This window comes from Acetobacter sp. AC2005 (genome assembly GCF_037901235.1).
GTDB lineage: Bacteria > Pseudomonadota > Alphaproteobacteria > Acetobacterales > Acetobacteraceae > Acetobacter > Acetobacter oryzoeni.
Genome location: NZ_CP149625.1, coordinates 948,626 through 963,175 on the forward strand (window position 1 = coordinate 948,626; position 14,550 = coordinate 963,175).

12 protein-coding genes are annotated in these 14,550 nt (G+C 52.8%); 7 read left to right on the forward strand and 5 right to left on the reverse strand.

What is annotated here, in order from left to right; translation table 11 throughout:
• Positions 1 to 96 precede the first annotated feature (96 nt).
• From QQM41_RS04685 to QQM41_RS04700, 4 genes are all read left to right on the forward strand, one after another.
• On the forward strand, positions 97 to 357 hold the full coding sequence (locus QQM41_RS04685; protein ID WP_339077868.1) for a hypothetical protein: 261 nt from the start codon (positions 97 to 99) through the stop codon (positions 355 to 357).
• Positions 358 to 514: 157 nt separating this feature from the next.
• Positions 515 to 1,269 (forward strand): IS5 family transposase gene (locus QQM41_RS04690; RefSeq protein WP_088365012.1). Its coding sequence is split into 2 segments (ribosomal slippage): positions 515 to 845 and positions 845 to 1,269, totalling 756 coding nucleotides; the frame shifts between segments, so codons are not numbered across the junction.
• A 48-nt stretch (positions 1,270 to 1,317) separates the two neighbouring features.
• Positions 1,318 to 2,622, forward strand: coding sequence for an HlyD family efflux transporter periplasmic adaptor subunit (locus QQM41_RS04695; protein WP_339077869.1), 1,305 nt, complete (start codon positions 1,318 to 1,320; stop codon positions 2,620 to 2,622).
• Entirely contained in the window at positions 2,622 to 4,778 is a 2,157-nt protein-coding gene (locus QQM41_RS04700) for a peptidase domain-containing ABC transporter (protein WP_339077870.1), read from the forward strand. Before QQM41_RS04695 ends, QQM41_RS04700 begins: the two co-directional genes overlap by 1 nt.
• Before the next feature lie 9 nt (positions 4,779 to 4,787).
• Here the strand turns inward: QQM41_RS04700 and QQM41_RS04705 are convergent, their stop codons facing one another.
• Positions 4,788 to 5,768 (reverse strand): MDR family oxidoreductase, encoded by a 981-nt coding sequence (locus QQM41_RS04705; protein ID WP_339077871.1) that lies wholly within the window; start codon positions 5,766 to 5,768, stop codon positions 4,788 to 4,790.
• Positions 5,769 to 5,993: 225 nt separating this feature from the next.
• Here QQM41_RS04705 and QQM41_RS04710 point away from each other — a divergent pair, with 225 nt between their 5' ends.
• Both QQM41_RS04710 and QQM41_RS04715 read left to right on the forward strand, forming a co-directional pair.
• The gene (locus QQM41_RS04710) at positions 5,994 to 7,316 is read left to right on the forward strand and encodes a hemolysin family protein (protein ID WP_050819136.1); all 1,323 of its coding nucleotides are present in this window, start codon (positions 5,994 to 5,996) and stop codon (positions 7,314 to 7,316) included.
• Positions 7,313 to 8,608 (forward strand): histidine-type phosphatase, encoded by a 1,296-nt coding sequence (locus QQM41_RS04715; protein ID WP_339077872.1) that lies wholly within the window; start codon positions 7,313 to 7,315, stop codon positions 8,606 to 8,608. Before QQM41_RS04710 ends, QQM41_RS04715 begins: the two co-directional genes overlap by 4 nt.
• A gap of 48 nt (positions 8,609 to 8,656) precedes the next feature.
• Here the strand turns inward: QQM41_RS04715 and QQM41_RS04720 are convergent, their stop codons facing one another.
• Positions 8,657 to 9,523, reverse strand: coding sequence for a glycosyl transferase (locus QQM41_RS04720; protein ID WP_339077873.1), 867 nt, complete (start codon positions 9,521 to 9,523; stop codon positions 8,657 to 8,659).
• A 219-nt stretch (positions 9,524 to 9,742) separates the two neighbouring features.
• On the opposite strand from QQM41_RS04720, the gene QQM41_RS04725 reads away from it, so the two are divergent.
• Positions 9,743 to 10,186, forward strand: coding sequence for a glycine zipper family protein (locus tag QQM41_RS04725; RefSeq protein WP_339077874.1), 444 nt, complete (start codon positions 9,743 to 9,745; stop codon positions 10,184 to 10,186).
• Positions 10,187 to 10,288: 102 nt separating this feature from the next.
• On the opposite strand, the gene QQM41_RS04730 is transcribed toward QQM41_RS04725, so the two are convergent.
• The 3 genes from QQM41_RS04730 to QQM41_RS04740 all read right to left on the reverse strand — a co-directional run bounded on the left by QQM41_RS04730 (position 10,289) and on the right by QQM41_RS04740 (position 14,536).
• Positions 10,289 to 11,956, reverse strand: coding sequence for an OprO/OprP family phosphate-selective porin (locus QQM41_RS04730; RefSeq protein WP_050819133.1), 1,668 nt, complete (start codon positions 11,954 to 11,956; stop codon positions 10,289 to 10,291).
• A 164-nt stretch (positions 11,957 to 12,120) separates the two neighbouring features.
• Complete coding sequence (gene pstS, locus QQM41_RS04735) at positions 12,121 to 13,155, reverse strand: phosphate ABC transporter substrate-binding protein PstS (protein WP_003623764.1); 1,035 nt, start codon at positions 13,153 to 13,155, stop codon at positions 12,121 to 12,123.
• Between the two features lie 73 nt (positions 13,156 to 13,228).
• The gene (locus QQM41_RS04740) at positions 13,229 to 14,536 is read right to left on the reverse strand and encodes an ATP-binding protein (protein WP_339077875.1); all 1,308 of its coding nucleotides are present in this window, start codon (positions 14,534 to 14,536) and stop codon (positions 13,229 to 13,231) included.
• Positions 14,537 to 14,550 lie beyond the last annotated feature (14 nt).

A 14,550-nucleotide genomic window follows, 5' to 3' on the forward strand; every position in this document is an offset into this window, starting at 1 on the left:
GTTTGTTACTTTACTATACTGTTGTCAGAAAATATATTTTGCCAGAATATAGGCCTGCCGCAATGGCACAACTTTCTTAGTCAAAGGTGAAAACCTATGAAAACTCTGAACGATTCCGAAATCGCTATGGTTGCTGGCGGCACGCTGGGCGATGCTCTGGGCACCACACTGACAGACACACTGGCTGGTCTGGATATGGGTCTGGCCACCATCCTTGGCGGCGTGAACAGCACGGTTAATGCTCTGGTTCCTGCTGTAACAAGCGGCGTAACCACGGTTGCCGATGGCCTGCTGACGGGTCTGGACGCCACGACCAATGGCGTAACCTCCCTGCTGGGTGACGTTCTGAAAGTTTAATTTCAGGAATTTCCAGGCGGTTTTTAAAAATCCGCCTGGTTATTTTGCAAAAATACTACGGCGTGTCGTCAGTTAAGCCCTGAGTGTGGCACGTGAGGGTTGTAGTTTGTGTCTGCGTGTGCTGACTGTTTTCCCGTTTTTTGGAGGAGACAGAGAGATGCGGCGCTATAGTTTACGCGATGACCAGTGGGAGCGGATAAAGGATCTTCTTCCCGGTCGAGAAGGCTATGTCGGCGGCACTGCGGCGGACAACCGTCTGTTCGTGGAGGCGGTGCTGTATCGCTATCGCGCGGGCATTCCATGGCGCGACCTTCCTGCCCGTTTCGGGGACTGGAAAAACGTGCACCGGCGTCTGCGCCGCTGGTGTGAAAGCGGCGTCATCGAACGGATATTTCGTTATCTGGCCGCTGATCACGACAACGAATACATGATGATCGACAGCACAATTGTCCGGGCGCATCAGCATAGTGCAGGAGCTCTCAAAAAAGGGGTACGGATCAGGCCATCGGACGATCACGAGGCGGGTTGACTACAAAGATCCATGCCATCTGCGACGCTCTGGGCAATCCGGTGGAACTCGGCATCACACCGGGACAGGATGCCGATATCACCCAGGCGGAACCGCTTCTGGAAAACATCGACCCGGAGGCTTTCCTTGCTGACAAGGCGTATGACGCGGACAGGTTGATCGATCGGCTGATACAGCGCGGGATTACCCCGGTCATCCCGCCAAAACGCAGCAGAACGACACGACGGAAAACCGATTTTTCTCTCTACCGCGAACGGAACCTTGTTGAGAGGTTCTTCAATAAACTCAAGCAGTTTCGCGCTATCGCAACCCGCTACGATAAACTGAAATCGACCTTCCTCGCAGCCGTGCAGTTCGCCTCAATCATCATCCTGCTTAACTGACGACACGCTGTAAAGTGGTAAAACCTTGCTCTCTTCAAAAAAGCCTGCATGAGTTCGGACCTTTTTAGACGTGAGGTTCTGGAAGCGCGACGCCAATCATGGCTTGGGCAAGTTCAGGCCTCTCAACCGCTTTCTATCCGAATTGCGGCATGGTTCACGCTCGCCCTTGTGGTACTGGCCATTCTCTACACTATCTGGGGTGTTTATACCCGGCGTGTGCACGCTACCGGCTTAATGGTTCCTCCTTCAGGCCTTATTACCGTTAATGCCAATACAACTGGTACTATTGCGCAGCAAAACGCCATAGAAGGCCATCACGTTAAAAAAGGTGATGTGCTGTTCACCATAGATCTGGAGGCAACATCTTCATCTGGTCCCACGCAGGAGCACATCCTCTCCCAACTGCGCCATCAGCGCGACCTGTTGCAGCAGCAAAAGAATATTCGCACGCAGGATGCTCCCGTGGAAAAACAATCCATGGTGACCCAGATCCGTTACCTCAACCAGCAACATCAACATATCGGGCACCAGCTTGATAACGATGCCCATGTGCTGCCTGTGGTGGAAGCTGCGGTACGCCGTATGCAAACGGCACAATCCGCACATCTGGTGACAGAAACACAATTCCAGAGCCAGCTTTATACCTATGCCCAGTTGCTAAGCAGTCATGCACAGTTTTTGCAAAGCTATACGGACACAGAAGGAAAGATTGCGGACCTGACCACAAAGCTCATTCGCTATGATGGCCAACTGGCGCATGATCTGAATGATCTGGACAAGCAGATTGCCCAGATTGACCAACAGATTGCAGAAAGTGAAGGTCACCGCAGCAGTATTATCCTTGCTCCGGATGATGGCACCCTCACCGCCATTCGTGTTAACCCTGGCCAGCAGGTTTCGTCTGGCACGCCCCTACTCACGTTATTGCCCACAGGTCATGCCCTGGAAGCTGAATTGTATGTCAGCTCTGCCTCTATAGGGTTTTTGCATGAGGGCGAGCCCGTGTTGCTACGCTATGCCGCCTTTCCCTATCAGCGTTTTGGTTTGTATCGTGGCCATGTCAGCGAGATTACGCGTGCGCCTGTTACCGCAACAGATGGCACAGGCCAGAAAGCTGCTCCTTCAGATAAAGACAAAACGCAATCTCAAAATCCGGGGCAGGATATTTATCGCATTCGCGTGCGCCCCGATCAGCAGTTTGTTGATGCCTATGGCCAACACAAGCCCCTTGAAGCCGGCATGGAAGTTGAAGCCGATATCGCTATTGATACCCGCAGACTTTACCAGTGGATTTTTGATCCCGTTATCAGCATGCGTGATGATTTTTACGCCGTAAGCGGAGGATTGAGGTAATGGGCGTAACCCTCAAATCCCTTGAATTCGGGTGGCGTTCGCGCACGCCTGTTATTTTACAGGTAGAAGCCGCAGAATGTGGTTTGGCATGTCTGGCCATGATTATGGGCCATTATGGCAACCAGATTGATCTGGCCACATTGCGCAGGCGTTATTCCATATCTGTTAAAGGCGTTACGCTGCGCGATCTTATCGCTACGGCTGATACAGTGGGGCTCTCCACCCGTGCCGTGCGGCTGGAACTGGAAGACCTGCCCAATCTGCGCATGCCCTGTATTTTGCACTGGAGCATGAACCACTTTGTGGTACTTACGCAGGTTAAGGCCAACAAAGTTACTATTCATGACCCAGCAGTGGGCCGCCGTACGCTTAGTATGGGCGAAGTCTCGCGCGAGTTCACGGGTATTGCCCTGGAAGCCACGCCAAACGATAGTTTCCGCCGCGAAGATGACCGAGAAACCCTGCGCCTGCGCGATCTGTTTCGCCATGTCGCTGGGCTGCGCCCTGCCCTGATGGTGCTGGGTGCGCTTTCTCTTGGGTTGGAAGTCATTGCGCTGATCATGCCCATGGTCTCGCAAGTCGTGATTGATGAAGTGGTGGTAACGGCAGATCACGAACTGCTCATTACCATTGCTTGTGGCATGGCCCTGCTTTTGCTTTTGCAAATGCTTATTGGCTGTGTGCGCCAATGGGCCGTGCTGCTGCTGAGCACGCGCGTGGGCCTGCAATGGAACACCAGCCTGTTTGACCACCTCTCTCGCTTGCCGCTGGATTATTTTTCCAAACGCCATGTGGGCGATGTGCTTTCACGCTTTAACTCTCTGGGCACCATCCAAAAAACCATCACCACCGATATGGTGCAAACGGTTATGGATGGGGTGATGGCTGTGGGCATGGCCATCATGCTGTTCATTTATGGTGGCTGGCTGGGCATGGTGGCTATGGTGGCCACGGGGCTGGATGTGCTGTTGCGGCTGATTACCTACCGTATCTACCGTGAGGCATCTGAAGAACAGATTGTAATTGATGCCCGCCAGCAAAGCCATTTTATAGAAACCCTGCGCGGCATGGCCAGCGTAAAACTTTTGGGCCTGCGTGAACGCCGCCGCACCACATGGCTAAACTTGCTGATAGACAGCATTAACATCCGCCTGCGCCTGCAACGGTATGATCTGATTTATGGCCGCATGGGCGATCTGATTTTTGGCGCTGACCGCCTGATCATGATGGTTCTGGGTGCAGGTGCTGTTATGAGCGGCCACATGACTGTGGGTATGCTGGTGGCTTTCCTGTCCTACAAAGATCAGTTTGCCACACGCATTGGCAACCTCATCAGCAGTGGCTTTCAGATACGTATGCTGAATGTGCAGACAGACCGTTTATCTGACATTGTGATGACAGACCCGGAAGCCACGAACACCACGGCTGCTGTGCCGCCACCCCGCTTGGATGAACAACGGGCCAGTGGCACGCTCAGTTGTTCTGGCCTGTCTGCCCGCTACGGCTCACAAGATCCGTGGATTTTCCGCAATATTTCACTAGAGGTACCTGCGGGCAGTAGTGTTGCCATTGTCGGCCCTTCGGGCTGTGGCAAAACCACATTCCTTAAGGCCCTGATGGGGCTGATGGAAACGCAGGAAGGCAGCATCCGGCTGGATGGTGCAGATTTGGAAAGCCTGACGCTTGAAGGCTATCGCAACCGCATTGCCGGAGTGTTGCAGGATGATGGCCTGTTCTCTGGCTCTATTGCGGATAATATCAGTGGTTTTTCTGAACAGGTGGATGAGGCATGGCTGGTGGAATGCGCCACCCGTGCTGCCATTATTGACGATATCAAGCGCATGCCTATGGGGTTTGAAACCTTGGTGGGTGATATGGGGAGTGGACTTTCTGGTGGGCAAAAGCAGCGTGTTATTCTGGCACGTGCGCTCTATCGCAAACCCGAAATCCTGTTTCTGGATGAAGCCACGAGCCATCTGGACGAACTGACCGAACACAAGGTGGCCGAGGCCCTGCGCGATATGAACATTACCCGCATTATGGTTGCCCATCGCCCGGCAACCATTGCACATGCAGATACCATTTATATCTTCCAGCCCGGCGGCGTGCTGACCCAGTATCAACCACCCCATAAGCAAAACAGGGCGGCATCTTAATTTTTGGGGTTAAGGAATACGTACAACCAGCCGCCCCCGCACATGGCCTGCCAGAAGCATATCCGCAGCCTGCGGGGCTTCTACCAGATCAATCTCACGCACCATGTCATCAAGCTGACTAGGGTTTATCAGTTCAGCAAGGCGCGCCCATGCTTCCTGCCGCTCTCGCCGGGGGCATTGCACGCTATCAATACCCACCAATGTTACGCCACGCAAAATAAATGGGGCCACCGTTGCGGGAAAATCCATCCCTCCGGCCAACCCGCATGCTGTAACCACCCCTTGAGGGCGCATACTAGCACACACAGAGGCCAGAACCTGCCCCCCCACAACATCAACCGCACCAGCCCAACGCGCTTTTTCCAACGGGCGGGATGGCGTGGTAAAATGCGCGCGCGGCAATACGTCTGCAGCCCCCAAACTGTGCAGGTAAGGTTGCTCTTCCAACCGCCCGGTTACTGCCACAACCTGATACCCCAACCGCGATAGCAGCATGATAGCCACGCTACCCACTCCGCCACTGGCACCGGTAACCAGTACCGGCCCGCTTGCAGGTTCCACCCCTTCACGCTGAAGGGCCTGCACGCACAGCATAGCCGTAAAGCCCGCCGTGCCGAGCGCCATAACCTGCCGCCCATTCAACCCCAAAGGTTGTGGCAAAGCCCATAAACCCGGCACACGCGCCAGTTGGGCAAACCCACCCCAGCGGCTTTCCCCCAAGCCATGCCCGGTCACAATAACATCCTGCCCAACAGGAACCGCCGGATGTGTAGAGGCCTCAACTTTACCTGCCAGATCAATACCCGGCACCATGGGCCAGTTACGTATGATCGGGCCCTTACCTGTAAGAGCGAGCGCATCCTTGTAATTAAGGGATGACCACTGCACCCGGATTGTTACATCCCCTTCTGGCAGGTCTGCCTCTGCCAGTTCACGCAGCGTAACCTGCTGGCCAGTTTCTGTTTTTTCTACATACAGGGCTTTAAACATGTTTTTTCACCGCTGGTTTAAGCTTTTGCCACCCATCAACCGGCCAAAATCTCGGGCACGGTACGCAGTACATCAACGCATGCAAAGCCCATCTGTGCCTGCATGACAGTATTTTGAAGTTTCCTCCCATTCCGGTTGGGAACAAAAATTAAACTAGGTATCTGTTCGGCCTGCGGGTATAGATGAAGCCACCATTACAGGTTTCACTTTATTTCGGACGTTCTCTTGTTCCTGTTTATTATGGGTCTGCTGACCCTTGTCCTGCTGATTGCTGTCAGCATTCTGATTTCACTTTCCGAGATATCCTTCGCAGCTGCGCGGGAAGTCAGGCTTCGCAGTCGTGCAGAAGCAGGAGACAAGCGCGCCCAAGCCTTTCTGGCCCTGCGCCGCAACAGCGGACAGGTGATGACCGCCATCCAGATCTGCCTGAACGGCGTAGGTATTCTGGGCGGTATTGCCAGTTCCGAAATGTTCACCCCGCCTGTAACCGAATTTCTAAGCCGCTGGGGCATGTCAGACTGGTGGGCGCAGAATCTGGCCTCCACTTTCAGTTTTATTTTTGTAACCGGCGCCTTTGTTCTGTTTGCTGACCTGCTGCCCAAGCGCGTAGCCATGAACAACCCGGACAAAGTGGCCATGGCCGTGGGGTGGTTCCCCCGCGTGGCACTGCGGGTGCTGTATCCGTTTGTGTGGATTTTCTCCAAGATTTCCGATGCCATTTTGCATGCGCTGAAAATCCCGGCAGCTTCTGCGGTGGAACCCATCACGCCGGAAGACCTGCATGCCATTCTGGCTGCTGGCACGGCATCCGGTGTGTTGCTACAGCAGGAACACCAGATGATTGAGAACGTGCTGGCCCTACAGGCACGTTCCGTCACCTCCGCCATGACCCCGCGTGATGAAATCATCTTTCTGGATATTCAGGACACGCCTGAACATAACCACGAAAAGGTACGCACCAACCCTTATTCCCGCTATCCGCTGTGCAATGGTGGGCTGGATAGAGTTATCGGCTCCATCCGTGCGGAAGACGTGCTGGCATCTGTGGTGGATCCTTCCATTGCACCCTCTGGCCGCCCCCACAGCAACCCCATTGCCCGGATGCGGCGTGAAGTTCTCTCTGTTCCCGAAACACTGAACCTTTGGGATACACTGGCCCAGTTTGATACGCACGGCACCGGCTTTGCCCTGATTGTCAATGAATACGGGCTGGTTGTGGGGCTGATTACCTTTAAAGACATTATGGGCGTGCTGATGGATGGGCTGGCCAGCCCGTTTGAAGAACAAGCCATTGTAAAGCGTGATGAGAACTCATGGCTTGTAGATGGCGCCGCACCGATTGGTGATGTTATCCGCGAACTGCATGTCGTGGATCTGCCCGATAGCGAGCAGTTTGACACAATTGGTGGCTTTATTATGCACCGTCTGCGCCGTATGGCCCGTAAGGCAGACCGGGTAGATGCCGCTGGTTTCCGCTTTGAAGTGGTGGATGTGGAAGGATTCCGTATCAATCAGCTACTTGTGACACGTATGACCGAGACCCCATGAATTTTCCCCACTCCCGTTCCTCCGCTTTCCTTCTTACCTGCTTTCTGGGCACCACCTTTTCTCTTTTTCCGCCCGCAATCACTATTCCAGAGGCATCTGCTGCGCAGGCAGATGTCTCTGATGCCACATTGGAACGGGTTGTGCTGGTTTCTCGCCACGGAATCCGTAGCCCAACCAAACCTTTGGACAAGCTAGAAAAAAAGACCCGCCATACGTGGACACCCTGGCCCGTTCCCCCCGGTGAGATGACGGCGCATGGCCAGTTTGATCTGGGCCTGATGGGGCAGTTTTTAAAAAGCTATTACCACATTGCCAGCAGGGATGGTTCTGCCCGCTGTCTGCCAGAGCAGCCAGCTTTTATCTGGGCAGATTCCGCCAGCAGCCGCACACAACACAGCGGCGATATTCTGGCTGCCGCGTTAAGCGATGGTTGCCAGACGCAAGCGCGCTCCATGCCTGCTAAAACACATGATCCGCTGTTTAACGCCTTGGCTGCCCAAAGCACGGCGCTAAATACAGATGACGTTGAAAAAAACCTTAATCCAGATCTCACGCCGGGCACGGAACTGCCACCGCCAGTGCAATCGGGCGTTCAAACCCTGCAAGCTCTCTTTGCCCCCAACGCATGTACAACTGGCACAACGCCATGTTTTTCCAAGCATGCGCCCCTTTCATGGAAAAAGGGTGCACCCCACGCAGAAAACGGGCTGGCGTTAGGTTCTACTGTTTCAGAAGCTCTGCTGCTGGAATATGTGCAGGGGTTACCTTCCTCCGTAACCGCAGCCCATACGAATACTGTAAATACGCTTAATAGCGTTTTACCTGTGCATAATTATCAAAGTGCACGTATGCGCCGCACCCCAGCCATTGCCATTCCTCGTGGTAGCAAACTGGCCCAAGCTATTTTAACACTCTTGAATGAACAGCCCCTTCCCCTACCGGATGGAAGCGTACTGCCTGCGCAGGCCCGCGTGGTGATGTTTGCCGGGCATGATACCACACTGGATATGCTCACCACTCTGTTCGGGTTGGACTGGAGCTTTACAGACCAACCGGACCCTACCGCCCCCGATACAACTCTGGCTTTTGAAACATGGAAACACTCTGATGGACGCAAAGAAATCCGCTTTGCCGTTTTCCATCAATCTCTCGCCCAACTGCGAGATGGCCTGAAACTGGACAATGTTGCCGGGCAAGGTGCGCCCCTGCCGTTAACCAGCACACTGTGTAACCAGCCTAAAAATGAAACCTGTTGGCTGGAAAACTTAAGCCAGAATGTGCCGCAACATTAAGGCGCACGGCCTATGCATTGAAACCGCATTGCATAGGCCAGCATATTTTTACCTAAATGGTTTAAGAAACCGAAACGCCGAGCGTGTAATCTTGTTACCTTTGTAACGCACCTGCGTTTTTTTAGGTAAAACGCCAAAATGTTCTTTAACCCGGTAAGTATCTAGGCTGAACCCAGCTTCCAGCGCTTCCTTGTAAAGCTCGTCAAATTTCTGTTGCAGATCTGGGCGCGGATGGTTGTAAATTGTGCCATCAAACCAGTGCTTGCGCTCTTCCCCCTTCAGCCGCTCCAAGGAATATTTGTGGGAAAACTGCGTACCCATATCCGAATAATGCAGAAATTTTAACGCTTCCAGCGGCATACCGTCACCATCCAGATTGCTGAAGGCGGGATCTAGCGGCTCGATATATTCGGGGTGCTTTTCAAAAAACGTTTTCAGCTTTTTGTGGGCCGAAGCGTCTTTCTTAATTTCCGCCAACGGAGGCAAAAGCTTCATGGCGGCTTCACAATCCCACATCAGGGTCCCCAACCGCAAATCTCGGCCCTGACCAGATGCCAGCATCACCTTGCCTTGTGGGATAGGCAGGTTCCATAGCTCTGCAATATCTGAAAGGGCAAAAATATCAGCATCCATATACAGCGCACGGCCCTTGCCACCACAATAGGCAGGAATGCCCCAACGGAAACCAGAAAAAGGCGTTGGCCATTCCGTTGTATTCCAGCCTTCCTCTGGTTTCAGGCCAGAATACCAGAAACTGGAAGGATCACGCGTAAGCTGCATGAAAGTAATATCAACCGGCAAACTACTATATTTTACAATACTATAGTGTAACACCATTAACTGTTCGAGGTCACAATCATTTGGATCACAGCCAATAAACAGTTTCACTACGGCATTCATTCGTAGGTCTTTCATATTGATTTTTTGTTATTAGAATAAACGTTTGCATAACAGAAAGAGCCAACACTTCAAACAGAAGTCAGGCTAGTTTATTTTTTAATTACTGCATGGCCGTTTATCTTGTAAGAAAGCTTTTCCTGGTCATATTTTCATTCTTTCTTTTCCTTAAAAATGGCATGATTACCTACCATATATACGTATGTATCATGGCTTATATACAGAGGACAAATATACATGAAACTTCATAAAGCAGCGTTTGCCTTTCTGCCGGCGCTTTTGCTGGCCGCTTGTGCTGAAACGCCCATGGGCCCGACTGCACAGGTACTGCCCGGCCCCGGAAAGGATTATGGCACCTTCCTGCAGGAACAGAATTTCTGCCGTTCTCAGGCTGCTGCTGCTGTGCATGGTCAGGCCGGTAGCCAGAATCGCAAGGCTCTGTATGGCGGGTTGGCAACCACTGCGCTTGGCGCTGGCCTGGGTGCTGCTGTTGGTGATGGCACGGGTGCTGGCATTGGTGCCGCAGCTGGTGCGTTGGGTGGTGGCCTTGGTGGCAGTGCATATTCCAACAGCCAGCAAGGCGGCATCCAGACCCAGTACAACAATGCTTATGTAGCCTGCATGGTGGCCTACAAAAACGTGCTGCCTGCCCCCAATGCTGGTTATATGCCCCAGCAGTAAAAGCTACGCTTTACCAGCCCCCACATATTACGTGGGCTGATAATAGCAAAAAGGGATCGCTCCTTACGGAACGATCCCTTTTTTAATGGCAGAATATCTCGTTTAGAATGCAGCCTGCACACGGGCGGCAACAGAGTTCCCATCGCGGCCAAGAATGTTATAGGCTTGGCTATTACGCGTTACGATAAAGTGGTTGAAGTCCAGCATCACACGGAAGTGGCGGTTGGGATACCAGTTCACCCCACCGGACCATACTGTCTGGCGGCCACCGCGCACACTGTTTGCCGTATCATCAAAATCAGCCACACTGTAACGGCCAGAAAGTTCCAGCGCACCCCAGTAGCCATGTGCGGGGTCAAATTCGTGCTCTACACCCGGAGCAGAAAACGCACCTTCTTTTTCATTATACATACGGGGCTTGCCAAACAGCGTATAGTTGGCCGCGCCATAGTAACCCTCAAACGACAGAGACGGCAGAGACTGCCCACCCTGCTGCTGATTACGGGTTACGCCGATGTGGTAATATTCACCCTTCAGCACCAGCTTTTTCCAGCGGAAACCCAGTTCCGGGCCAGCAGACCATACGGAACCGATGTTGCGCAGGGCACCCGTGTTCAACAGCGCAGTGGTTGTCAGGTTAACTTCCGGTGCTTCCTTAAAGGTATAGGTGCGACCGTTGGTGCCATCATTCACCTTGAATGCGCTAATGGCAGAAAGACCCAGATGCACGTCTATGTCTTTAGAAACATAAGGGCGCCCGGCAACACGGAAGGTGCCACCTGTCTGGCTATCGCCAATGTTGGCATCCTTGGCGCGGTTACCAAATGTCTGTCCGGTGAAATACCCTGCAATCCACCAGCGTTTTTCATAATGCAAGCCACCGACACTAAAGCGGGCATCGCCTGCAGCAATGTTACGCACGATATCCGTGATGGCGGGACGTTCCATCATTTCGAAATCGTTGGAGCTTTCGGAATCTTCTTCCGTCACACGCGGCTGGAAGTAACCTACTGTCAGGATAGTGTTGTGCAGGCCAGTGTAGTTCAGGTTGGCTTCATACAGACCATCCGACCCATCCGCGCTGCCAGACCCGAAATCAGGCGTTACGTTTGCCACCCAGTCTTTATACCGGAAGGTGAACGGAATACGCAGGCGGCGGGCGTTTTCTGTAAAGCTGGAGAAATCACCCTTGGTTTCACCCCGGCGGGGAGACATGCCCATAAAGCCACCGAAGTCTTCATGGAATGCCAGACCGATGGACAGGCCATAAGCGCCATCTTCAGATGCAACCGTAAAGCGCCCTTTGGGGAAACCGATGGTCATGCCACCAACGTGCACATTTTCATCCTGCTGCGTCGCTGCCTTGAAATCCTTCCATGATGTCGTCATGCCGCGATCAGAGGGAGGCGTGCCAACACCGTTGTTCAGCAGAATATTTTTGTGCGGAACTTGTTCACCAAACTTTACGTTGGGATCTACATCGTTATCAGCATATTTTTCCGGGAACTTATACCCGTTCTGTGCCGTTGTACGTGCAGTCCGGCGGGAAACAGGGCCTTTCTGCCGTGTTTCGTTCTGAGCGATCTGAGATTTAAGATGTGTGATCTGCCCCATCATTTCACGCCGCATTTCAGCCATTTCGGCTTTCAGGGCGCGGATCTGGGCATCATCTGAGCTGGAAGCCTCGGCCACTGGGGCGATTCCAGACATTAAAATAGAAGCAAATGCAAAAGATGGAAGAAGCGGTGAACAACGACGCATCATGGCCATTCCAAAAGAGAAGAGGAGCGATGCGTGGTGAATAACTTTATTCCAACTTTTTGTGCGTGACGCTTAGATGATGGTTTCATGACAGTTTCATGAAAAAAGCGGCCCACAAAGGGGCCGCTTTCCATAATAAAATATATTATTGAAATAAGGGTATTAAAAACTGCTTATTTACCTGCCTGCCATGCAGATTGAATGCTATCTTTAACAGCCTTGGGCAGTGGCACGTAATCCAGCTTTGCTGCAATGGAATCGCCCTTAGCAAAATCCCAGATAAAGAAGCGCTTTACGGCTTCATCACGCGCAGGGTTACGTGCTGGCAGCGGCACCAGAACATAGGTGGCAGAAACAATAGGCCATGCCTGTGCGCCAGAAGTGTTCAGCAAATTCACAGAGAAATGCGAAGCATTTTTCCAATCTGCGGCTTCTGCTGCCTGAGAGAAGCTGGCCTGAGAGGCTGCAACAGCCTGACCAGAACTGTTCTTGAGGCGAATGGTAGTCAGATGGTTACGGCTGGCATAAGCGTATTCCACATACCCTACGCCACCTTCGGTGTTCTGCACGGTGGCAGATACGCCATCGTTCCCACGTGCGCCCAAACCACCGGGCCAGCTGATGGACGTGCCTGCGCCGTACTGATCATGCCAATTTTTGGAAGACTGATCGAGGTAGGACGTAAACACAAATGTTGTGCCAGACCCATCTGCACGATGGATAGGTGCCACTGCGGTATCTGGCAGGGAAACACCTGGGTTAAGTGCGGCAATTTTCGGGTCATTCCAGCTGGTGATATCGCCGGAATAAATAGAAGCCAGCACATCACCGCTCAGCACCAGCACATCTGCCTTAATGCCCGGAATGTTCACAACCGGCACAATCCCGCCCATAACGGTGGGGAACTGAAAAAGATGTGCGCTTTCCAGCTTTTTGGCATCCATAGGTGCATCAGATGCCCCAAAATCCACCGTGCCTGCCAGAATCTGGTTCTGCCCGGCGCTGGACCCTACGGTCTGATAATTTACATTAACACCTGTATCTGCTTTGGCGGCAGAGGCCCATGCCTCATAAATCGGGGCAGCAAAACTGGATCCCGCACCAGTTACACTTTGTGCGTGAGAAAAGGAGGGCACCGCAGCCAGCAAGCAGGCAACCGCAGCAGCACAGGTTTCAGACCGAAAAGAAAAACGCATTTTGGGGAGCATCCCTAAGCATCAACACAAAACGGCACCAGTACATGCCGCCTCTGCTTCGTAAGGGAGGGAACGCAAAAATGGGTTACGTCTGCAAGACAGTTTGGTGACAGTTTAATGAATGATCCGCCACCAAAGGTAAAAGTGGGAGCCAGATATGGCAGGACGTGCCCTGCCCCACAGCACTTTCCACCACAAACCGTCCGCCATGCCGGCTGACAATATGCTGTACAATGGCAAGCCCCAACCCACTGCCCTGCACTGCGGCCGCAGTTTTGGCCACGCGGTAAAACCGTTCTGTTAAACGCGCCAGATGGCGGGCCGGAATACCGGGGCCATTATCTGTTACACTCAGCACAATACCTGGCGCAGATGGCCAACGTTGATCTGCCTCTGCCTGCTGGCAACTTATGGTAATAGATACAGGTTTACCGGCCTTTGTTTTTTCTGAAACAAGGCTGTATTTTATGGCATTTTCAACAAGATTAACCACAACCTGCAAAAGTTGGGTTTCATCCCCCGCAACCTGCCAGTTCTGATTTTCTGGCGGCTGCACATCAACCGTAACGGGTAAACCAGAGCTTAGAAGATCTCCTTCTGTCTGGCACTGATCCAACAGATCAACCAACCGCACCACGTCTCGCGGTTTCTGATGTTCCTGCATTTGCACGCGGGAAAGATAAAGCAGACTGTTCAGCAGGTTTTGCATCCGCTTGGCCTGCTGGGCCATAATTTCTAAAAACTCTTTTTGTGCTAATGGGTCATCCGCAGCAGGCCCCTGCAGGGTTTCTATAAATCCCAGCAAAGCTGCCAAAGGGGTGCGTAATTCGTGGCTGGCAAATGCCACAAAATCTGTATGCTGGCGCTCTGCAACAACGGCATCTGTTTCATCATGCAAATCAACAAAAACCAAAGTTGTTTGCGCATTGGGCGCTGTGTTTTCCCGGCGCATACTTATGGGCAACAATGCTGCTGGTAGGCTTTGTTTTTGCAAAACAGCCTGAACGACACGAAGGCGTGGAATATCCAGAATGACACGCACACGGCCAGGCTGTATGTTCCCTGCCTTTTGCGCAAGCACCACATCCAGTTTGGCCTGAAACGCCGGATGGCGCACTATACTGCCAAGGTCTCCATCAAACTGTTGTTCAGCCATTTTGGAAACCACGCATAACCCGCGAGTTTCGTTTATCACCAGCATGGCGGCGGGCAGGCAAGCCATAACCTGCTCCAAGCAAGGTTGTGAAACTTCCTTACTGGGGCTGCGCCGGGCAAGAACAGGCACACGGCTTGCAGAGGCACGCATGCGCCCAAGCACCATGCCACCCAAAGTTGCCACGGCTGCACCAGCTATGGCCCCTTCCCCCATTATCAGCCATGCCTGTGCAACCATGCCAAAAATTTACC